Source organism: Martelella mangrovi (genome assembly GCF_040545495.1).
Classification (GTDB): Bacteria; Pseudomonadota; Alphaproteobacteria; order Rhizobiales; family Rhizobiaceae; genus Martelella; species Martelella mangrovi.
This window is the reverse complement of the sequence record NZ_JBEPLY010000003.1, coordinates 116,652-137,697: the sequence shown is the minus strand read 5'-3', so window position 1 is coordinate 137,697 and position 21,046 is coordinate 116,652. Positions and strand designations below refer to the sequence as shown.

Here is a 21,046-nt window from a genome sequence, read left to right as displayed (position 1 = left end):
AGGCCTCTCCCGCTATTCACATATGTCTGTTACCGCGAGCGTGACAGACGCGACAGAAGATGCGCCGTATAATCCACCATCGGCACCACCCGGGCGTAGTTCAGACGGGTCGGTCCGATCACGCCGACAGCCCCGACAACCTGATTGTCGCTGTCGCGATAGGGCGCCACGACCAGCGAGGAGCCCGACAGCGAAAACAGCTTGTTTTCCGAACCGATGAAGATCCGCACGCCAGGGCCGCTTTCGGCAAGATTGATCAGTTCGATCAGGCTTTCCTTTTTCTCCAGATCGTCAAACAGCATGCGCAACCGATCGATATCGGCAATATCGGCCACGCCTTCGAGAAGATTGGCCCGGCCGCGCACGATCAGGCGCCCCGGCTGCCCCTCCTTCGAACTGCCGGACCAGACCGCAAGCCCGCGCCCGACAAGATCCTGCGAAAGCTGGTCGAGTTCATGGCGAACCTCATCCTTCAGCTTGCCCAGCACCGATTTCAGTTCCGGCAGGGTCTGACCGTTCAGATGGGCATTGAGAAAATTCGCCGCTGCCGTCAGCTGCGAAGACGTGGTGCCCGCCGGCAGATCGATGATCCGGTTTTCGACCTCGTTGTGTTCGCCGACCAGCACCGCAAGCGCCTTTGTCGGCTCAAGCCGGATGAACTCGACGTGCTTGAGCACGGTGTTGCTCTTCGACGTCATCACCAGCCCTGCCCCGCGCGACATGCCGGACAGCATCTGGCTTGCCTCGTTGAGGAAGGCGTCAGCCGGCTGGCCGCGATCGGCGGAACTCATCTGACGCTCGATTTCCGAGCGTTCGTTTTCGGCAAGATCGCCGATCTGCATATAGGCATCGACGAAGAAGCGAAGACCGCTTTCCGTCGGCAGACGTCCGGCGGAAACATGCGGGGCGTAGATCAGCCCCAGTTCCTCCAGGTCGCTCATCACATTGCGGACGGAAGCCGGCGACAGCGACATCGGCAACAGCCGCGAAAGGTTGCGCGAGCCCAGCGGCTCCCCGCTTTCCAGATAGCTTTCGACAATCCTACGGAACACTTCCCGCGAGCGATCGTCCAGCGCCATCGCCGAATTGTCTGCCGTTGGTCTTTGGTCTGATGTCATGCTTTGCTTTGCCGATCGTATGAAGCCTTCCCGCCTAATATAGTGTCACAGGGCGACGGCGCAATTCGGTTTTGTGACATCGGCGCCTGCCGTTTTTCTTTGCAAAAGCCGCCTCTTCCTTCTAGAACCCCCGCAATTGAAACCGGAAGGATCACACCATGCGGCCGTCAGGCAGACAACTCAATCAGATGCGCAATGTCTCCTTCGAGCGTGGCTTCTCCAAACACGCGGAAGGCTCCTGCTTCGTGAAATTCGGCGACACGCATGTGCTGTGCACCGCTTCGCTTGAAGAACGCGTCCCCCCGTGGCTGCGCCATGCGGGCAGAGGCTGGGTCACCGCCGAATACGGCATGCTGCCGCGCGCCACCGGCGAGCGCATGCGCCGTGAGGCTTCCGCCGGCAAGCAGGGCGGCCGCACCCAGGAAATCCAGCGCCTGATCGGCCGCTCGCTGCGCGCCGTTGTCGACCTCGAAGCCCTCGGTGAACGCCAGATCAGTGTCGACTGTGACGTGATCCAGGCCGATGGCGGCACCCGCACCGCCTCGATCACCGGTGCGTGGATTGCGCTCTACGACTGCCTGAAATGGATGGAAGCGCGCAGCATGGTCAAGGCTGACAAGGTGCTGAAGGACCACGTTGCGGCAATCTCCTGCGGCATCTTTGCAGACCAGCCGGTCATCGACCTCGACTATCTGGAAGATTCGTCCGCCGAGACCGACGCCAACTTCGTCATGACCGGCACCGGCGGTATTGTCGAAATTCAGGGCACCGCGGAAGGCAAGCCGTTTTCGCAGGACGAGTTCCTGACGCTGATGGGCCTTGCAAAGGACGGAATCGGCGAACTGGTCGAATTGCAGAAAAAGACCATCGCCGGCGCTTAAAGGACCCGCCATGCCGATTGCCGCCGTTCTGGAAACAGCCCTTTATGCCGCCGACCTTGATGCCGCAGAAGCATTTTACGGCGGCGTGCTCGGGCTGGAGAAGATCACCCGCGTCGGCAACCGGCATGTGTTCTTTCGCTGTGGGACCGGCGTGCTGCTGATCTTCAATCCGGATGAGACGGAAAAGCCCGCAAGCCCCGGCTCGCTTCCCGTGCCTGCCCATGGCGCACGTGGTCCGGGACACATCTGTTTCCGGCTGGAACACGACGACTTCGCCGCGATGATCGCGCGGCTTGAAACACACGATATTACCATCGAAAGCGATTTCTGCTGGCCCAACGGCGCCCGCTCTATCTATTTCCGCGATCCCGCCGGCAACAGCCTGGAATGCGCGGAAGCCAAGCTCTGGGGATTATAGGAAACCATGCGTAAACTCGACACCAAGACCATCGTTGTTGCCAGCCACAACCCCGGCAAGATTGCCGAAATCGCCGAACTGATCGGACCGCTCGGCGTTTCGGCCAAATCGGCCGCCGAACTGTCCTTCGATGTGCCGGAGGAAACCGGCACGACCTTTGTCGAAAACGCCACCATCAAGGCGCTGGCATCCGCCGAAAAATCCGGCCTGCCGTCGCTTGCCGATGATTCCGGCATTGTGGTTGACGCGCTCGACGGCGCGCCGGGCGTCTACACCGCCGACTGGGCGGAGACGGCGGACGGCAGCCGCGATTTCGCCATGGCGATGGAAAAGGTGGAAAAGGCGCTCGCCGAAAAGGGCGCGACCACGCCGGATACCCGCACCGCCCGTTTTGTCTGCGTGCTCTGCCTTGCCTGGCCCGACGGCCACACGGAGACGTTCCGCGGCGAAGTGGAAGGCAATCTCGTCTGGCCGCCGCGCGGCGACAAGGGCCATGGCTATGACCCGTTGTTCCAGCCCGCAGGCCATACCAAAACCTTCGGCGAGATGGATGCGGACGAAAAGGCTGTCGGCGGCCCGGCCGATGGCGGCGCGCTTTCACACCGCGCCCGCGCCTTCAGGCTCTTTACCGAAACAGGACTTGCGCTCTGACAACCGACCCGGCAGTGATGGCAGGCATCAATGGCGATGACGGCGAACCGGGGTTCGGCGTCTATCTGCACTGGCCGTTCTGTGCGGCCAAATGTCCCTATTGCGACTTCAATAGTCATGTCCGCCACCAGCCGGTCGATCAGGCGCGCTTCGTCGCGGGTTTCCTGAAGGAAATCGACCATATGCGGGCGCTGTCCGGCCCCCGCACGGTCACCAGCATTTTCATCGGCGGCGGCACGCCCTCGCTGATGGCGCCGGAAACGCTCGGCGCCATTCTCGATGGTGTGGCTAAAGCCTGGCATCTGCCTGACGGGATCGAGATAACCCTGGAGGCCAATCCGTCCAGCGTCGAGGCGGAGCGCTTTCGCGGTTATCGCGCAGCCGGCGTCAACCGCGTTTCGATGGGCGTGCAGGCGCTGAACGACCGCGAATTGCGCTTTCTCGGCCGGCTGCACAATGTCGAGCAGGCGCTCGGCGCAATCCGGCTGGCGCGCGACATCTTTCCGCGCATGTCCTTCGACCTGATCTACGCCCGCCCCGGCCAGCGCGCGGATGACTGGGAGCGCGAACTCAATCAGGCAATAGACCTGGCCGCCGATCATCTGTCGCTCTACCAGCTCACCATCGAGGAAGGGACGCGCTTTTTTGCCCTTCACCGCGCCGGGAAACTGGTCATCCCCGATGACGACCATGCCGCCCGTCTTTACGAAATCACCCAGGCGGTGACCGCCGCACGCGGGCTTCCGGCCTATGAGGTCTCGAACCACGCTCGCCCCGGTGCCGAAAGCCGGCATAACCTGACCTACTGGCGTTATGGCGACTATGCCGGGATCGGACCGGGTGCCCATGGCAGGCTGGAAACGACGGCCGGCCGGATGGCGACCGCCACCGAGAAGCACCCGGAAACCTGGCTTGAAATGACCGAGACAAACGGTCACGGCGTGATCGAGGAAAGCCCTCTCTCGCCGGAAGAACAGGCCGACGAACTGCTGCTGATGGGATTGAGGGTCCGCGAGGGCGTCGATATTGCCCGCTGGTCGGCGCTTGCCGGAAAACCGCTCGACAGCGAACGCGAGGCCTTCCTGATGCAGCTCGGCCTGATCGAGCGGATCGGCAACAGCCGGCTGCGCGCGACACCGGAAGGCATGTTGCTGCTGAACCGTATCGTGGCCGAACTTTCCTGACCTTTTGGTTGTAATGTGCTATAATACACTTGGAACCGCATCGCGCGTTGCGCGTTCAACAGTTTCAGACAGTACTAGCAGCATACCGAAAAGAAAGATCCCGTCAGATGGCAAGTTCGAGCTATACCCACCGAGTGATCCGCGACCGGCTGAGCGCCGCCATCTGCATCATTTTCGGCATCTATATGGGATATCTGGCCCATTCCGACGGCGTCGCCTTGGCGCCGTCGCTGTTTTACGGGCTGATCGCCTTCGTGCTGCTTGCCATGCTGCTGATGATCCTCAGGAATTTCATCTACGCCCTGATCCTGGCCGTCCTGATCGTCTGGCTTGCCGCCTATTTCGGCTTCGGATGGGCCGATCAGCTGATCGCCTATATGGAGCAGCTCGTCAGGCTCGGTTATCAGGAATCGCTGAAGCTGTTCATGTCGACAGAAGCGCCGATCGCCACCTGACAGGCTCGCCGCTCAGGCAGCAAGGCCCGTCAGAAGGGTCCTGAGCTGTTCTTCCGCGTCGGCGGAACGCTCCGAACGGTCGATGAAACCGCCACCGAAGACACGCGCGTCATTGCCCGGCGCGTCATAGAGCACGCAGGCCTGACCGCTGGCGATACCCGCCTCGCCTTCCAGCAGATCGACGTAGACGCCGTCCTTGTCGGCATGAAGCATGACCGGCAGCGGCGGGCGCGTGGAGCGCACCTTGGCAAAGCAGGAAAGCCCGCCTTCGGCCTCTTCCTTGATGGTCTGATCGCCCAGCCAGTTGACGTCACGCAGATAGATGCGGCGCGTTTCCAGCGCCTCGCGCGGGCCAACGATGACGCGGCGCGAACGGGCATCGAGATAGACCACATAAAGCGGCTCGCCGGTGGCAACGCCCAGCCCCTTGCGCTGACCGATGGTGTAGCGCACGATCCCTTCATGACGGCCGAGCACCCGGCCATCGAGATGCACGATCTCGCCGGAAAGCTCCGCATTCGGCTTCAGCTTGGCAATCACGTCGGAATATTTGCCGTGCGGCACGAAACAGATGTCCTGGCTGTCCGGCTTGTCGGCAACGATCAGCCCCATTTCCTCGGCCAGTCGCCGGGTGTCGGCCTTCGGCAGGCCGCCCAGCGGAAACCGCAGGAAATCGATCTGTTCCTGCGTGGTCGCAAACAGGAAATAGCTCTGGTCGCGCTCCGCATCCACCGGCCGGTAAAGCGCGCGGCGCATCGGATTGTTCGATGTCGGGTTCGGCTTGGAACGGATATAGTGCCCCGTCGCCAGCGCATCGGCACCGAGTTCCTTCGCCGTCGACAGAAGATCGGCGAACTTGACCGTCTGGTTGCAGGCCACACAGGGGATCGGCGTTTCACCGGCGATATAGCTTTCGGCAAACGGGTTGATCACCGTTTCGCGGAACCGCGCCTCGTAATCCAGCACATAATGGGGAATGCCGAGCCGTTCGGACACGCGGCGGGCGTCGTCGATATCCTGCCCCGCACAGCATGAGCCTGCGCGGTGCACGGCCGCACCGTGATCGTAAAGCTGAAGGGTGATGCCGAGGACATCATAGCCCTCGCGCTGCAAAAGCCCGGCCACGACCGAGCTGTCGACGCCGCCGGACATCGCGACGACAACGCGCGTGTCCTCCGGCTTCTTGTCAAAACCAAGTGAATTCATGATCCGCCAGTCCAGTTCAAGGTTGGATGTCAAACCGTTTATGTGCGCTGATATAGAGGCCCTGCCCGAAAGACGCAAGAAAAGCCTTCATCGCCCGTTTGCCACGGCGCTCAGGCCGCAATCACCGGGGCGATATAGGCCGCATGCACCCAGCCGGTCACGGCCCCTTCCCGGCCATCCGGGTTTTGCGGCGTCACGAAAGCCCAGTCACCGTCCCGGTTCATGATTTTCAGGCGCGTGCCCCGCAAAAGCGTTCCGGGCGGCACGACCTTTTCAAACTGCGTGCCCGGGCCGCCGCGCAGATTAAGGCGTCCGGCGGTCACCACCGCAAGCGGCTCCCGGTCGGCCGCCTCGCCGAGCGTCACGCGAAAGCGCTCCATCGGAAAGGCAGGCCCCGGATCGGTCTTCCAGCCGCGGGTGTCGATCTCCTCATGGCTGACAATCGCCCTGATCGGGTAATGGCCGACCAGCGCGTGAACCAGATCAAGCCCGGTCGCAAGCTGGGCTTCCGGGTAAAGCGGCCAGGCAAAATCCCCGGAGCCGACGCGTGCATGCGGCGCCATCTGATAGCCGCCCGCCTTTTTCAGCGCTCGCCCGGTAAACCTTTTGCCATAGGCATCGACAAAATCGCCAAGTCCGTTCGGCTTCAGCCAGCCCGCATTGACGAATTCGATACCGATGGAGTGGGCATTGATGCCCTCCAGCGTGCCGTAGCGCGAAGGTCCGGCATGCCATGCCGTGCGATTGAAAGGCGCGATCTGCCAGGCCGTTCCGTCGCGATCGATCACCACATGCGCGCTAGAACCGCGATTGGATGAGCCGCCGGCCGCCCCCATCAGCCAGTCGCGGCTTGCCGCGCCGTTCCAGCCGGTGGTGTAGTGCAAAACGATGATGACGGGCGGGTTTTGCCGCCGGGCGCCCAGATTGGACGACTGCCCGTACCAGATCCCCGGAATTTTGTGGTTTTCGATCCGCATGGCGCGATCCTTCCTGCAGGTTTGACAACTGCCGGAATCTTAAGCGCCGTGGCGGGAGCGGGATTTTGCGGGGAAAGCCGGGGAACGAAAACGCGCGGCCCCGTGGGAGCCGCGCGTGCATTCATTTCAAAGAGGATGCGATCAGGCGGAAACCTTGGCCGCGATCTTGGCAACATGTGCGCCCTGGAAGCGCGCGCCTTCGAGTTCGACTGCAGACGGCATGCGCGAACCGTCACCGTCGGTGATGGTGGAGGCGCCATAAGGCGTGCCGCCCTTGATCTCGTCAACACCCATCTGGCCGGCGAAGGCATAGGGCAGACCGACAACGACCATGCCGAAATGCAGAAGCGTCGGCACGAAGCCGAGAATGGTCGATTCCTGGCCGCCATGCTGTGTGGCCGACGATGTGAACACCGAGCCGACCTTGCCGACGAGCTTGCCGGCGGCCCAGAGCGCACCGGCCTGGTCTACGAAGTTGCGCATCTGCGAGGCCATGGTGCCGAAACGGGTGCCGGCGCCGAAGATCACGGCGTCATACTGGTCGAGCTCGTTCGGATCGGCGATCGGCGCTTCCTGGTCGAGCTTGAAGTGCGATGCCTTGGCAACGTCTTCGGGAACCAGTTCGGGAACGCGCTTGATGGTCACGTCTGCACCTTCGGACGCAGCGCCTTCGGCAACGGCCTTGGCCATGGCTTCGATGTGGCCATAGGCCGAATAGTAAAGAACGAGAACTTTAGCCATTTTGATGAGAACTCCACTTGGGTTGGCTCGAAAATCTGTACCCGAGATAGGGCGGGCAGGCATGCAGTGTCCAGACGTCATGCAATAGACGCACTGTTCACCCATCGGAGGGCGCTAAAAGCTTCGAAACCCGCACACTGCCACGGTCTTGAAGAAACACAAGGGAAGGTCCACAACAAGACGCAAACGCCTGCTGCAACAGAACCATGGATTCCACGACAATGAACGACAACGACAATCCGACCGCGGCCATGCTGGCCATCGGTGATGAACTCCTGTCCGGACGGACCAAGGACAAGAATATCGGCCATCTGGCAGACGCGATGACGCTTGCCGGCATCGGCTTGAAGGAGGTGCGGATCGTCGCCGATGACGAGGCCGCGATTGTCGATGCGGTCAATGCGTTGCGGTCCCGCTACACCTATGTTTTCACCTCCGGCGGCATCGGCGGCACGCATGACGACATCACCGCCGACTCGGTCTCCGCCGCCTTCGGCGTGCCCTGCATCTACAACGAAAAGGCCATGGCGCTGCTGACGGCGCACTACAAACGCCGCGGCATCGATTTCAACGAATCGCGCCAGCGCATGGCCCGCATGCCCGAAGGCGCAACGCTGATCGACAATCCGGTTTCCGCCGCGCCCGGCTTCAAAATCGGCAATGTTCATGTGATGGCCGGCGTGCCGAGCATTTTCGAGGCGATGCTCGCCAATGTGATCCCCACCTTGAAAGGGGGAACGCCGCTGATCTCGGAAACCATCGAATGCCCGTTCGGCGAGGGCGATATCGGCACCCGGCTCGCCGAAATCCAGAAGGCCCATCCGAAAACCTCCATTGGCTCCTATCCGCGCTTTTCCAGCGACGGTTTCCGCACGCAGTTGGTCATTCGCGCCAGGGCGGCAGCAGACGTCGCGGCGGCGGCGGCCGATATCCACGCCATGCTGGGCGCGATGACGGCGCACTGATTTCCGCCGCCGTTATCCGAAAGGTGTGTTTCGGCCCTTCGCATTTTCCGGCAATAGGAATAAACTGTCAGCGCAGCAACAGCCGGCACTGCCAATCGGTTGCCGGCGCTTTGTACGGGTGGGGAGCCAAGCCCGAGAGGAGTGTTTCAGATGACCTACAAGACCATACTCGCCGTCATGGAATCCCCGGCACAGGCCGGCGGTTTTCTGGACTACGCCGTTGAAATCGTCCGGTCTTTCGATGCTCACCTCATCGGCCTTCACGCCGAGACCGTCAATCCGACACCGATCATCGCGCCGATGGAGATACCGGACCCGGTTTCGATCCAGTCGCTTCAGGACATGGCCGAAAAGCGCAGCGCCGAACTCGGCGAGATTTTCCGCAAGCGGCTCATGCGCGAGGACCTGTCGCATGAATGGCGCAAGATCGTGTCGGCCGCCGGTTTTGCCGGTTCTTCGGTGATCGACAGCGCCCGCTCCTGCGATCTCATCATCGCGCCACAGGTAAGCCCGGACGCGCCCGGGGATGTCCGCTCCGATTTCGAGAGCTTCCTGTTCGAAAGCGGAAGGCCGGTTCTGCTTGTGCCGCATGTCGACAAGGTCGCCAAACCCTTCAGCCGGGTGATGGTGGCCTGGAACGGTTCGCGCGAGGCCGCCCGGGCCACGTTCGACGCCCTGCCGTTTCTGGAAAAGGCAGCCGAAGTCGAGATCTTTTCGGTCAACCCGCATGATGGCGAGGATCAGGAAAGCGGACTGTCGGGTGCGGAAATCGCGGCGACGCTTGCCCGCCACGGCGTCAATGTCACCGCCACCAGCGCCCATGCCGACAAGGCACAGGCAGCAACGATCATCGAAAACCGCCTGTCGGACAATTCCGTCGATCTTCTGGTCATGGGAGCCTATACCCATTCGCGGCTGTGGGAATTGCTGTTCGGCGGCGTGACCCGCACCCTGCTGGAATCGATGACGGCGGCAACCTTGATGTCGCGCTGACGGGACGCCGCACGGCAACGGATCATCTTTCCGGTGGCTGAGGCCCCGTGCGTCTTGCCTTTTACGGGTGAATACGGCTAATAGCGATGCCCAACGGCAGAATGTCTGCTGCCCAAGGGTTCAGCTGGCGCCAACGACAGCGCCCCGGAGCAGGACGGATGCCAAGACCGGACGGTTTGATCGCCCGGCCCCCTATTTCAGCGTCATCGTGCTCCGGAGCCTCACATGTCCCTTCCCGATAAAGCCTTTCCCGTTACCTGGGATCAGTTCCACCGCGATGCCCGCGCACTGGCATGGCGTCTGTCCGGCCTTGACCAGACGTTCCACGCTATCGTCTGCGTCACCCGCGGCGGGCTGGTGCCGGCAGCGGTGATCTCGCGCGAACTGGAAATCCGCCTGATCGAGACGGTCTGCATCGCCAGCTATCACGACTATACCAGCCAGGGCGAAACCAAGCTTCTCAAGGGCATTTCTGAGGAACTGACGAAGACCGGCGGCGAAGGCGTGCTGATCGTCGACGATCTGACGGACACCGGCAATACGGCCCGCGAGGTCCGCGACATGCTGCCGAAAGCGCATTTCGCCTGCATCTATGCCAAGCCCAAGGGCGTGCCGACCGTCGACACCTTCGTCACCGAAGTCAGCCAGGACACCTGGATCTATTTCCCCTGGGATATGGGCTTCACCTATCAGGAGCCGATCAAGAAGGGGCCGGCGCAGTAACAGGCCCTCTTCTCAATATTCTTAAACAACAAACGCCCGACCGGCTTCCCTTCCGGTCGGGCGTTTGCGTCGCGCGGCAGGGGTATCACCGCTTGCGGAGACGGGTGCGTGCGGCGGGCCTGAGATAGTGGGTCAGGACCGGACCGGCAATCCAGGCAATCAGCAGCATTGCCGGCAGCAGGAAAATACGTGCATCGTAAAGCGGCGGTACCACGAGTATCGTCGAGGCAACCGCGGCAAAGCCGACGGCGATGACAATATAGGCGAGAACGCGTGCGGGCAGATTATCCATAGCTGTTATCCCTTCGTGTTGCATGGTAAACGCAACATGAAGAAAAGGGTTCCCCGCCGACCCTGCCGAAAAGGCCTCAGGAGCCGTTGCGCTCGCGCCGCAACTTCTCCCACCACTGCAGACGCTTGTTGATTTCGCGCTCGAAACCGCGCTCTGGCGGGTGGTAGAATTTCTGCCGACCCATTTCCGTGGGAAAATAATCCTGCCCCGAAAAGGCATCCGGCTCGTCGTGGTCGTAACGGTAGCCGGCGTTATAGCCTTGCTCTTTCATCAGCTTTGTCGGCGCATTGAGAATATGTTTGGGCGGCATCAGCGAGCCGTGCTGTTTTGCCGCCGCCATCGCCGCATGAAAGGCCACTTCCACCGAGTTCGATTTCGGCGCCGTGGCGAGATAGACGCAGGCCTCCGCCAGCGCCAGTTCGCCTTCCGGCGAACCGAGATAGTCATAGGCGTCCTTGGCAGCAGACACGATCGGCAGCGCCTGCGGATCGGCAAGGCCGATATCCTCGCTCGCCATACGCACCAGCCGGCGGCCGATGTAAAGCGGGTCCTCGCCGGCATCAAGCATGCGGGCAAGGTAGTAGAGCGCGGCATCCGGGTCCGAACCGCGCACGGATTTGTGCAGGGCGGAGATCAGATTGTAGTGGCCGTCCTGCCCCTTGTCATAGATCGGCGCACGGCGCTGAACGATATTCATCAGGCTTTGCGGATCAAGCCGCTCATCGGCACGGGCTGAACGCCAGACCTCCTCGGCCAGCGTCAGGATCGCGCGGCCGTCGCCGTCTGCCATCATCACCAGCGTTTCACGCGCGGCATCATCCAGCGGCAGCGCCTTGCCCTCGGCCTCTTCCGCCCGTTTCATCAGTTCGGCCAGGCTTTCGGCGTCATGGGAGCGGAAGGTCAGCACCCGCGCGCGCGATAGAAGAGCTGCATTCAGCTCGAAGGAGGGGTTTTCGGTGGTCGCGCCAACGAGAATGATGGTGCCATCTTCCATCACCGGCAGGAAACTGTCCTGCTGGGCGCGGTTGAAGCGATGGATTTCGTCGACGAACAACAGCGTCTGGCGCCCGTTCATGCGGCGGGCCCGCGCCGTCTCGAACACCTTCTTCAGATCCGCCACGCCGGAAAAGATCGCCGAAATCTGTTCGAAGGCCAGATCCGCCTCGCCGGACAAAAGCCGCGCCACCGTGGTCTTGCCGGTGCCCGGCGGCCCCCAGAAGACCATCGAGCCGAGAGAGCCGGCGCCGATCATGCGCGTCAGCGCGCCATCGGGGCCGGTCAGATGCGGCTGCCCGGTGACCTCGGCAAGCGATTTCGGCCGCAAGCGGTCGGCAAGCGGCCGCTTGTTTTCGATATCTTCGGGGACGTGCGGGGCAAACAGGTCGGTCATCTGAAAATCTGGTTTATCATCCTGCCGCCGCGATTGATAGTGAGACGCCAGGCGCCGGGTTCCTGATCCGCCTCGGCTTCCAGCGTCTGGGTCGAATCGACTTCTTCGCCGTTCACAGCGACAATCACGTCGCCCTTTGCAAAGCCGATCCGCGCGGCTGGCGTGCCTTGTTCAACATTGCTCACAACCACTCCATCACTGATCCCGGAAAGGCGCAACTCCTCGGCCACACGTGGCGAGATGTTTTCCACTGTAACACCGGAAAACGGCGATGCGCCGCCGATGACACGGGTATCGCGCGGCGGGTCTTCCGGCGCAAGCGCAAGCGGCAGCGCTACATGGGTGACCGCGCCATTGCGCTCGACGGTCAGGTCGGCGGTATTGCCGATTCCGGCCACCGTCAGCCGGTAGAGCAGCGCATCGGGGTGTTCGACCGGGATATCATTGACGGCGGTGATCACCGAACCGGTCTCAAGCCCGATCTTTTCCGCCGGGCTTCCCGGACGGATCGCCGAAACGATGGCGCCGCGCGCCGCCTTCAGCCCAAGCGCCTCGGCGATATCGGAGGATACCGGCCCGAATGTGGCGCCGACATAGGGCCGCTGAAAGTGCGTCTCGCCGCTTTCGGCCGCGTCCAGAAACACCTTCACCATATTGGCGGGAATGGCAAAGCCGACGCCGTTCGATCCGCCGCCGGAAGAAAAGATCGCCGTATTGATACCGACCAGTTCTCCATTCATGTTCAACAGCGCGCCGCCGGAATTACCGGGGTTGATCGCCGCGTCCGTCTGCAGGAAGAAGCCGAATTCGCCATCATTGACCGCATTGCGCGCCCGGCCCGATATGATGCCGCTGGTCACCGTCTGGCCGACGGCAAACGGATTGCCGATGGCAAGCGAGAGATCGCCGACCTCGACCGTATCGGAATTGCCGATCGGCACGGTCGGAAAGTCTTCGTCAGCCTCGATCTTCAGCACGGCGAGATCGTAGCGGTCGTCCTTCAAAAGCACCTTGCAGGGAAATTCCCGCCCGTCGGAAAGCGCAACCCGCACATCATCCGCGCCGGCAATCACATGATTATTGGTGATCACCATGCCGTTTTCCGTGACGATCACGCCGGAGCCGAGCGATGTCTGGCGTTCAGAGCGTCCCGGCATCTGGTTGCCGAAAAACCGGCTGAAAAACGGATCGGAAAAAAGCGGCGACATCCGGCGCTGAACCATGCGCTCGGCATAGACATTGACGACAGCCGGTGCCGTCTGTTTCACCAGCGGGGCAAACGACAGCTGCACCTGCGCTTCGTTCGAAGGCACCGTCCTGGTGTCGGCAAAAGCCGGCTGCACCGAAAACGCCACGCCTGCCAAAAGCACCGCTGCGGATATGCGGGTAAAATGTGCGGTCATCTGTTACCTGTCTTCTCAAATGGATTTTGTATTCAGGAACCGGAAAGCCCGGAAAATGCAAGGGCTATCATCGCCCCATATGCGGTGAAAAATGGGCAACAGCATGAACAAGACGTAATGAAAGTAAACGCCGGCGGGTCTGCCGCCGGCGCAAAAGCGGGCCGGACAGGCCCACCCAGCAGGTTCGCGGAACTAACCCTGATCGTAATGCGGCAGCGGTGCGCCGCCCGCATCCTTCACCACAAGGTCGTAAAGGCGCTTGACCTCATCGGGGTTGTCGGCGGCAATGTCGTTCATCTGTTCCGGGTCGGCAACGATATCGTATAGCCTGGCCTCTGTGCCATCATTCTTGGCAATCAGCGTGAACTTGCGGTCGGACGCCCAGACGTAATCATTCATGCCCGAGGTGAAATGTTCGCGCGGATCCTCCGGCATCTCTCCGTCCAGCGTCGGCATCAGGTTCGTGCCGTCGAGTTCGGTTTTCGGCGTCACCCCGGCAAAAGCGAGGATCGTCGGCGCGATATCGTGGGTGGAGGCGAAATAGTCCATGGCCTCCCCTGCCCGCTTGCCGTCAGGATGGCGGATGAAGAACGGCGTATCGGTCATTTCCGGCCACAGCGCAAAGGACGGTTTTCCGAGCGCGCCATGCTCGCCAAGCGCCATGCCGTGGTCGCTGGTCATGATCACAAGCGTATTATCGAGGAGGCCGGTCTGCTCCGCCCGTTCGAGGAAATAGCCGATCCAGCGGTCGACCATGGTGATTTCGCCGGCATAGAGCGCACGCATCCGTTTCAGCTGCCGCTCGGTCAGATAATCGCTCTTGCCATAACGCGGGGAAACCGGCTCCGGCTCGTTCCAGTCCGGGTCGTCGTAATAATCGGCATAATGGCGGGGGGCATCCCACGGCTCATGCGGGTCGAAGGAATCGATTGCCAGAAAGAACGGTTCTTCCGGGGGCACATTCTCGACCATCCGCGATGCCGTGCGGAACACGCGGGCGGCAAGATAATCCTCCTCTCCGTCGCGGTCGACATTGTTGGCCAGATACTGCCTCAGCTCGTTGGCAAGCATCAGATTGTCGCCCTTCGACGTCAAGTCCTTGCCGCCTGCGGTCTGGTACATGTAGCGGTCGAGAAACCGGTCGTCGGCCATCCAGATGGGCATATAGTCGTCGCCCTCCTGCCCGCGTATCCACTGCATGACCTTGAAGCCGCGGGCAAAATTCATCGACGGCTTGAAGGTGTGCGGCACGTCGGAAACCAGCATGGTGGTGTAACCGGCCCCTGAAAGCTGTTCTGCCAGCGTCGGCTGGTCATCGGGAATATGCTGCCAGCCCCACACGCCCGATTTATTGCCGCTGCGTTTTTCCCAGTCGCGGAAGGGAAAGGTGCGCATGCCGCTGTGAATGGAGCGGCGGGCGGGCACTGTCGGCATGGCTTCGGGCACCGCACGGGTAAATCTCAGGCTCTGCGAGGCGAGATGATCGAGGCTTGGCGTGCGCATCCAGCTGTTGCCATAGGCGCCGATATGATCGCGGCGGGTGGTGTCGGTGACGATGAGAATGACATTCGGTTTATCCGACCGGGCGGCCGTTCTTGAAATATTGATTTTCTGCTGTGGTTCGGCAGCCATCGCGCTGCCCACGAATCCCAGGCCGACACCGGCGGCGGTACCGGTCAAAAGACCCCGGCGTGAAATCGAAAACGCCATAATGCTCTCCATTTTGGAAACGATAACACCCCGGATCACGCCCGGGATTTTTCCCAAACCGTTCATCCCGGGTTAAGTTCCGCGATAAGATGCTCTGTCGCGAAATGATCACAATGCCCGCCCGAATGTCATAAAAACACCGGGTATAAGGCGCATTGTCACCACAAACTGAAGGAGGAAATTTCATGACACGGACGATCCGCCGGATACCGGCGCTCACACTAGCCGCATCGCTTTTCGTCGTTTCGGGCATGGCCCTGACGGGCGCGCCGGCAAAAGCGGCAAGCTTCGACTGTTCCGCTTCCGGACTCACCGCGAATGAAAAAACCATCTGCGCCAACCTGACGCTCAACGACGACGACGTGAAGATGGCGACCATGTACACCATGCTCAAGGGCCTGTTTGCCATGGGCATGTCCGGCAATATGGCCGACAACCAGAAAGCCTGGCTGAAGGAGCGTGAAGCCTGCGGCACGGATGTTGCCTGCATCGAAAAGGCCTATGACACCCGCATCGACCAGTTGCAGAAGCTTTACGACGGCATCGACAAGCCGATCTGATCTTTCGAAAAAGGAGACCACCGATGGGTATCGTTCATAAAATGGCGAAAGCGGCCATTCCTGCGATTTTCGGGTTTTCATTTGCCGCACTCGCCGCCATCACCCCGATCGACGGCCATGGCAGCGCCAAAGCGGCCAGCTATGACTGCGCCAAAGGCAACCTGACGGGCACCGAAGTCACCATCTGCGATTCACCGCGCCTGAGCGCCATGGATACAAAAATGGTGAACCTCTATTACCACGAGCTGCGCGGCGCGCAGCCGGCCTTTGTCAGCGAACAGCACAAGGCGCAGGAGGCATGGCTGAAGGAACGCAATGCCTGCGGAACCGACAAGGCCTGCCTTACGGAAGCCTATTCGCGCCGCATCAACGCGCTTGAAAAGTTCGACTGAACGGCAAACGGCCGATCCGAAAGAAGGCGCGGGTCTGGCGATCCGCGCCTCGGCTTGTCGACAAAGCCTGTAAGCAATCACAGCTCTGCCTATCCCCCGCCGTCATACCGGCCTTGAGCCGGTATCCAGGGCCGCTTGTTGTGCGCTTCCAGAAGAGTCTTTGCGCGCAAGGACTTGCGCTTACTGGATACCGGCTCAAGGCCGGTATGACGAATGAGGGTGAAGCGAGCTTTATCAACAAACTGGAAGACGGATGTTCTTTCGGTCAGTCGTGAACCTGCGCCGTTGGTGCCGTGGACAGGCCGACAAGAAAATGCCTGATCGCCTCTGCTGTCAGATCCGGCCGTTCCATTGGCACAAGGTGGCCGGCCGGCAGTTCGACATAGGCGGCATCCCGGATCAACGCGGCAAGCGCACGCGCATGGGCGGGCGGCACCATGTGGTCATGTTTGTTGCCGACAACCAGCGTGCGGGCCGTGATCCGGTCGGCCGCGTCGGTGACGTCCAGCGCAAGATCAAGCGCCACCTGCCGGGCCATGCCCTGCCAATCCTGGGTTTCGACCATCGCCTTGACCGCCTGTTCGACAGCATCATCGCCCCAGCCGGAAAGCGCATCGGGGCTGAAACCGGTCAGCAGGATCAGCCGGGCCATAGCCGCGCGGTCAGTCGCAATCAGATCGCGCCAGAGTTTAAACTGCAGCTTCAGGCGCGGGTCGGGTCTCGAGAAGCCGGCAATCAGAACCAGATCGCCGACCCGCGCGGCATGATCCGCCGCAATCCGCGCCGCAATGGCGGCCCCGAGCGAAAATCCCACCAGCGAAAAGCGATCCGCGCCGGCATCGTCGGCCGCTGCCAGTACCTGACCGGCAAGATAGTCCACCGTCAGCCTCCGCCCGTCGTCTTTCGTTTGTCCCGAGCCTGAATAGTCAGGGCGGATGACCGTAAAGTCTTTCGAAAGCTCGGCGGCAACTGCGCTCCAATTGCCTTCACTATCGCCACCCGTGCCATGAACCAGCACCAGAGCCGGACCTCGCCCCTCCCTGCGATACCCGACGCTGGCGCCTTCGAATGTGGTGAAATGCATGATGCAACTCCTTTTTCCGTTGAGTTGCGTATCGGCATAAACCCTGACATAACTGTCAGGGTCAAGCGATATCGGAGATCAAAATGCAGATTGGCGAATTGTCCAGACGCACCGGCGTCTCCATCCGGATGCTGCGCTACTACGAAGCGGAGAAGCTGATCTCGCCCGCACGCCGCGCCTCCGGCTATCGCGATTACAGCACGGAGGATGAGCGGATCGTCCAGGCCGTCCGCACCCTCAGCGAGGCAGGACTGAAGCTGGACTTCATCCGCCGTTTCCTGCCCTGCCTGCGCAGCGAAGGCCCGATCCTGCACCCATGCCCGGAGCTGATGGCAGCGATGGAACGCGAAATGCAGGCGCTGGAAGAGCGCATCAACGGCTTCCGCCAGAGCCGCGACATGCTGGGCAGCTATTACGAAGAAATGCGCGCGCACGCCTGACGGTACTGCCGGTCTGCGGGGCCATCCACGTGTAAAAAAGTGCAGAGCTGAAAGCTCCGTGCTGCCCTACTCGGTGTCATCCTCGGGCTTGACCCGAGGATCCAGTCTCGTTTGTCGCAAACAATGAGCGGCGCCAGCTCCCAATATCATAACGACTGGGGCCAACTGCTCACGCTTGTCGTGCGGAGAGACGCATGGATCCTCGGGTCAAGCCCGAGGATGACGCCGGAGAGGACGAGAGGGAGAGGGCGGAAGGGAGAGCTTTACCGACACACAAAGGGCGCGGAGCCGAAGCCCCGCGCCCTTTGTCATCACAAAACCAATGCCACACCTTATTCAGGCAAAATCCGGACCGCGCCCTTGTCGGCGCTGGCGGCGAAGGCGGCGTAGGCTTTCAGCGCCGTGGTTACCTTGCGGCGGCGCGGGCCTTCGGGCTTCCAGCCCTTTTCATCCTGCGCGGTGCGGCGGGCTTCCAGTTCGGCCGGCGAAATGCGCAGGCTGATGGTGCGGCCGGGAATGTCGATATCGATCATGTCGCCGGGGCGCACCAGACCGATGGCGCCGCCATTGGCCGCTTCCGGGGAGACATGGCCGATGGACAGGCCCGACGTGCCGCCGGAAAAACGCCCGTCGGTGATCAGCGCACAATCCTTGCCGAGGCCCTTGGATTTCAGATAGCTGGTCGGATACAGCATCTCCTGCATGCCCGGCCCGCCCTTCGGCCCTTCGTAACGGATGACGACGACATCGCCGGCCTTGACCTCGTTGGACAAGATACCCTTCACCGCTGCATCCTGGCTTTCGTAGACGACCGCGGGGCCTGAGAATTTCAGGATGCTTTCGTCAACGCCGGCCGTCTTCACGATGCAGCCATTGAGCGCGATATTGCCCGTCAGCACGGCAAGCCCGCCATCCTTGGAGAAAGGATGCTCGGCATTGCGGATCGCGCCGGACACGCGGTCGAGATCGAGTTCGGACCAGCGGCGTTCCTGCGAGAACGCCTGCTGCGAGGGAACCCCGCCGGGAGCTGCCAGATAGAAATTGCGCACGCTTTCGGAATTGGTGCGCACGATATCCCACTGGTCGATGGCATCACCCAGCGTTGCGGCGTGAACCGTGGGGCTTTCACGCTTGATCAGCCCTGCCCTGTCCAGCTCGCCGAGAATGGCCATGATGCCGCCGGCGCGGTGAACGTCTTCCATGTGAACATCGTTCTTGGCGGGCGCGACCTTGCACAGGCACGGCACATGGCGCGACAGCCGGTCGATATCGTCCATGGTGAAGTCGAGTTCGGCCTCATGGGCGGCTGCGAGAATATGCAGCACCGTATTGGTCGACCCGCCCATGGCGATGTCGAGCGTCATCGCGTTTTCGAATGCGGCCTTGCTGGCGATATTGCGCGGCAGCGTGGTCTCGTCGTCCTGCTCGTAGCAACGGCGGGCGAGATCGACGATCTGGTGACCGGCCTCGACGAACAGGCGGCGACGGTCGGCATGGGTGGCGAGCGTCGAGCCGTTGCCCGGCAGCGAAAGACCGAGCGCTTCCGTCAGACAGTTCATCGAATTGGCAGTGAACATGCCGGAGCACGAACCGCAGGTCGGGCAGGCCGAGCGCTCGATCGACTGCACGTCGCTGTCGGAAATCCGGTCGTCGGCGGCAGCGACCATGGCGTCGACCAGATCGAGCGCCTGTTCCTTGCCGTTGAGCACCACCTTGCCGGCCTCCATCGGGCCGCCGGAAACGAAGATCGTCGGAATGTTGAGGCGCAGCGAGGCCATCAGCATGCCGGGGGTGATCTTGTCGCAGTTGGAAATGCACACCATCGCATCGGCGCAATGGGCGTTGACCATGTATTCGACGCTGTCGGCGATGATTTCGCGCGAGGGCAGCGAATAGAGCATGCCGTCATGGCCCATGGCGATGCCGTCATCGACGGCAATGGTGTTGAATTCCTTGGCAACGCCGCCGGCGCTTTCGATTTCGCGCGCGACAAGCTGGCCGAGGTCCTTCAAATGCACGTGACCGGGCACAAACTGGGTGAATGAATTGACCACGGCGATAATCGGCTTGCCGAAATCGCCTTCCTTCATGCCGGTTGCGCGCCACAGACCGCGCGCGCCGGCCATGTTACGTCCGTGTGTCGTCGTTCTGGAACGATAGGCTGGCATGGGGCTTCCTTTCTTAAAATCCGGGCGTCTGATGCCGGCCCGTTCAAGGGCCCTCCTCGTAAGCACCGCTCGCATTTTTCGCGTTTATGCGCCTCGTTTGGCGTTTGGTAACGTAATTTGAGAGGCCTGTCACTATCGCTTGGCGGGAAAACGGTACTCTCCGGTACGGTTCATTTCCCCTGCTTCTTCGGCTTTCTCACAACGCGAACACGAAAACGTGGTTCCGATGTTTATTGTGATCGGGCAAACTATAGGCAATCTTCATGCGTAGTTGTTCATAGCAGAATTCACAAGCCGTGAAGGAGGCATGCTGATGTCCGCCTACAAACCGCCGCACATTCCGGCTTCGGAAATTACGCCGGAGCATCTCTATATCAACCGGCGCACCCTGCTTGCCGGTCTGGCCGCAGGCGCAACCTTTGCCGCCGCGCCGGGCGCCTTTGCCGCGCCCCCGAAGCTGGCGCAGGGCGAGAGCCTGAAAACCGTTCCCGGCCCCTTTCCCAAACCGAAGCGCGCCGAGACCAGTTTCGAGGATATTACCCACTATAACAATTTCTACGAATTCGGCATCGGCAAGGCCGATCCGTTCAGAAATTCGGAGGATTTCAAGCCCTATCCCTGGACATTCGAAATCGGCGGCATGGTGCAAAAGCCGCAGACGGTGGATATCGAAACCCTGCTGACGAAATTCCCGCTGGAGGACCGCGTCTACCGGATGCGCTGTGTCGAAGCCTGGTCGATGGTCATTCCATGGGTCGGCATTCCGCTGAAATCCATCATCGATATGGCCGAGCCGACGGGTTCGGCGAAATATGTCGCCTTCGAGGGCGTGGTGCGGCCGAAGGAAATGCCCGGCCAGAGCGGTTTCGGCCAGCCCATGCCGTGGCCCTATGTCGAAGGTCTGCGGCTGGACGAGGCCAACCACCCGCTGACCATCATTGCCGTCGGGCTTTACGGCAAGACGCTGCTCAACCAGTCCGGCGCGCCGATGCGTCTTGTCGTGCCGTGGAAATACGGTTTCAAGGGCATCAAGTCGATCACAAAGATCACGCTGACCGACACCCAGCCGCCCAACAGCTGGAACCTGCTGGCCCCGCATGAATATGGTTTTTACGCCAATGTGAACCCCAACGTGCCGCATCCGCGCTGGAGCCAGGCGAGCGAACGCGTCATCGGCGAAGGTGGCGGCCTTTTCGGCGGCGGCAAGCGCATCGATACGCAGATGTTCAATGGCTATGGCGATGAGGTTGCAAGCCTTTACGCCGGCATGGACCTGAAGAAAAACTACTGAGCCC

The 21,046-nt window shown here is 61.4% G+C and carries 22 protein-coding genes; 12 read left to right on the top strand and 10 right to left on the bottom strand.

Features of this window, described 5'->3' with window-relative positions; genetic code table 11:
• Window positions 1-29: 29 nt before the first annotated feature.
• The gene (gene hrcA, locus ABID12_RS05270; protein ID WP_106312918.1) at window positions 30-1,118 is read right to left on the bottom strand and encodes a heat-inducible transcriptional repressor HrcA; all 1,089 of its coding nucleotides are present in this window, start codon (window positions 1,116-1,118) and stop codon (window positions 30-32) included.
• A gap of 158 nt (window positions 1,119-1,276) precedes the next feature.
• Between hrcA and rph the strand changes: the two genes are divergently transcribed.
• From rph to ABID12_RS05245, 5 genes are all read left to right on the top strand, one after another.
• Window positions 1,277-1,999, top strand: a complete 723-nt coding sequence (gene rph / locus ABID12_RS05265; RefSeq protein ID WP_319517324.1) for a ribonuclease PH — start codon at window positions 1,277-1,279, stop codon at window positions 1,997-1,999.
• Between the two features lie 10 nt (window positions 2,000-2,009).
• On the top strand, window positions 2,010-2,417 hold the full coding sequence (locus tag ABID12_RS05260; RefSeq protein WP_354433388.1) for a VOC family protein: 408 nt from the start codon (window positions 2,010-2,012) through the stop codon (window positions 2,415-2,417).
• A gap of 6 nt (window positions 2,418-2,423) precedes the next feature.
• Window positions 2,424-3,068, top strand: a complete 645-nt coding sequence (gene rdgB / locus ABID12_RS05255) for an RdgB/HAM1 family non-canonical purine NTP pyrophosphatase (RefSeq protein ID WP_354433387.1) — start codon at window positions 2,424-2,426, stop codon at window positions 3,066-3,068.
• A gap of 17 nt (window positions 3,069-3,085) precedes the next feature.
• Complete coding sequence (gene hemW, locus ABID12_RS05250) at window positions 3,086-4,252, top strand: radical SAM family heme chaperone HemW (protein WP_354433386.1); 1,167 nt, start codon at window positions 3,086-3,088, stop codon at window positions 4,250-4,252.
• Between the two features lie 107 nt (window positions 4,253-4,359).
• Complete coding sequence (locus ABID12_RS05245; protein WP_354433385.1) at window positions 4,360-4,707, top strand: hypothetical protein; 348 nt, start codon at window positions 4,360-4,362, stop codon at window positions 4,705-4,707.
• 12 nt (window positions 4,708-4,719) lie between these two features.
• On the opposite strand, the gene mnmA is transcribed toward ABID12_RS05245, so the two are convergent.
• The 3 genes from mnmA to wrbA all read right to left on the bottom strand — a co-directional run bounded on the left by mnmA (window position 4,720) and on the right by wrbA (window position 7,631).
• Complete coding sequence (mnmA, locus tag ABID12_RS05240) at window positions 4,720-5,913, bottom strand: tRNA 2-thiouridine(34) synthase MnmA (RefSeq protein WP_354433384.1); 1,194 nt, start codon at window positions 5,911-5,913, stop codon at window positions 4,720-4,722.
• A 110-nt stretch (window positions 5,914-6,023) separates the two neighbouring features.
• Window positions 6,024-6,890, bottom strand: a complete 867-nt coding sequence (locus ABID12_RS05235; RefSeq protein WP_354433383.1) for an N-acetylmuramoyl-L-alanine amidase — start codon at window positions 6,888-6,890, stop codon at window positions 6,024-6,026.
• A 141-nt stretch (window positions 6,891-7,031) separates the two neighbouring features.
• The gene (gene wrbA, locus ABID12_RS05230) at window positions 7,032-7,631 is read right to left on the bottom strand and encodes an NAD(P)H:quinone oxidoreductase (protein ID WP_106312935.1); all 600 of its coding nucleotides are present in this window, start codon (window positions 7,629-7,631) and stop codon (window positions 7,032-7,034) included.
• 206 nt (window positions 7,632-7,837) lie between these two features.
• Between wrbA and ABID12_RS05225 the strand changes: the two genes are divergently transcribed.
• The 3 genes from ABID12_RS05225 to gpt all read left to right on the top strand — a co-directional run bounded on the left by ABID12_RS05225 (window position 7,838) and on the right by gpt (window position 10,312).
• Window positions 7,838-8,596, top strand: coding sequence for a competence/damage-inducible protein A (locus ABID12_RS05225; protein WP_354433382.1), 759 nt, complete (start codon window positions 7,838-7,840; stop codon window positions 8,594-8,596).
• 150 nt (window positions 8,597-8,746) lie between these two features.
• Window positions 8,747-9,589 carry a universal stress protein gene (locus tag ABID12_RS05220; RefSeq protein ID WP_106312938.1) on the top strand — a complete coding sequence of 281 codons (843 nt, stop codon included), beginning with the start codon at window positions 8,747-8,749 and terminating at the stop codon, window positions 9,587-9,589.
• A 225-nt stretch (window positions 9,590-9,814) separates the two neighbouring features.
• The gene (gene gpt, locus ABID12_RS05215) at window positions 9,815-10,312 is read left to right on the top strand and encodes a xanthine phosphoribosyltransferase (RefSeq protein WP_354433381.1); all 498 of its coding nucleotides are present in this window, start codon (window positions 9,815-9,817) and stop codon (window positions 10,310-10,312) included.
• Between the two features lie 85 nt (window positions 10,313-10,397).
• Here gpt and ABID12_RS05210 read toward each other — a convergent pair whose 3' ends face one another.
• The 4 genes from ABID12_RS05210 to ABID12_RS05195 form a co-directional block, all read right to left on the bottom strand.
• On the bottom strand, window positions 10,398-10,604 hold the full coding sequence (locus ABID12_RS05210; RefSeq protein WP_106312944.1) for a hypothetical protein: 207 nt from the start codon (window positions 10,602-10,604) through the stop codon (window positions 10,398-10,400).
• Window positions 10,605-10,680: 76 nt separating this feature from the next.
• Complete coding sequence (locus tag ABID12_RS05205) at window positions 10,681-11,994, bottom strand: replication-associated recombination protein A (protein WP_354433380.1); 1,314 nt, start codon at window positions 11,992-11,994, stop codon at window positions 10,681-10,683.
• A complete protein-coding gene (locus ABID12_RS05200; protein ID WP_354433379.1) occupies window positions 11,991-13,397 on the bottom strand; it encodes a Do family serine endopeptidase in 1,407 nt (468 codons plus the stop codon). Before ABID12_RS05200 ends, ABID12_RS05205 begins: the two co-directional genes overlap by 4 nt.
• A gap of 192 nt (window positions 13,398-13,589) precedes the next feature.
• A complete protein-coding gene (locus tag ABID12_RS05195) occupies window positions 13,590-15,107 on the bottom strand; it encodes a sulfatase (protein ID WP_354433378.1) in 1,518 nt (505 codons plus the stop codon).
• A 185-nt stretch (window positions 15,108-15,292) separates the two neighbouring features.
• Here ABID12_RS05195 and ABID12_RS05190 point away from each other — a divergent pair, with 185 nt between their 5' ends.
• Complete coding sequence (locus ABID12_RS05190) at window positions 15,293-15,667, top strand: lysozyme inhibitor LprI family protein (protein ID WP_354433377.1); 375 nt, start codon at window positions 15,293-15,295, stop codon at window positions 15,665-15,667.
• 23 nt (window positions 15,668-15,690) lie between these two features.
• Entirely contained in the window at window positions 15,691-16,059 is a 369-nt protein-coding gene (locus tag ABID12_RS05185) for a lysozyme inhibitor LprI family protein (RefSeq protein WP_354433376.1), read from the top strand.
• 265 nt (window positions 16,060-16,324) lie between these two features.
• On the opposite strand, the gene ABID12_RS05180 is transcribed toward ABID12_RS05185, so the two are convergent.
• Window positions 16,325-17,143: an alpha/beta fold hydrolase gene (locus ABID12_RS05180; RefSeq protein ID WP_354433375.1), complete on the bottom strand. Its 819-nt coding sequence runs from the start codon at window positions 17,141-17,143 to the stop codon at window positions 16,325-16,327.
• Between the two features lie 83 nt (window positions 17,144-17,226).
• Between ABID12_RS05180 and ABID12_RS05175 the strand changes: the two genes are divergently transcribed.
• Complete coding sequence (locus tag ABID12_RS05175; RefSeq protein WP_354433374.1) at window positions 17,227-17,583, top strand: MerR family transcriptional regulator; 357 nt, start codon at window positions 17,227-17,229, stop codon at window positions 17,581-17,583.
• A 332-nt stretch (window positions 17,584-17,915) separates the two neighbouring features.
• Here the strand turns inward: ABID12_RS05175 and ilvD are convergent, their stop codons facing one another.
• Window positions 17,916-19,751, bottom strand: a complete 1,836-nt coding sequence (ilvD, locus tag ABID12_RS05170) for a dihydroxy-acid dehydratase (RefSeq protein WP_354433373.1) — start codon at window positions 19,749-19,751, stop codon at window positions 17,916-17,918.
• 313 nt (window positions 19,752-20,064) lie between these two features.
• Here ilvD and msrP point away from each other — a divergent pair, with 313 nt between their 5' ends.
• On the top strand, window positions 20,065-21,042 hold the full coding sequence (gene msrP / locus ABID12_RS05165) for a protein-methionine-sulfoxide reductase catalytic subunit MsrP (protein WP_354433372.1): 978 nt from the start codon (window positions 20,065-20,067) through the stop codon (window positions 21,040-21,042).
• The last annotated feature ends 4 nt before the right edge of the window (window positions 21,043-21,046 follow it).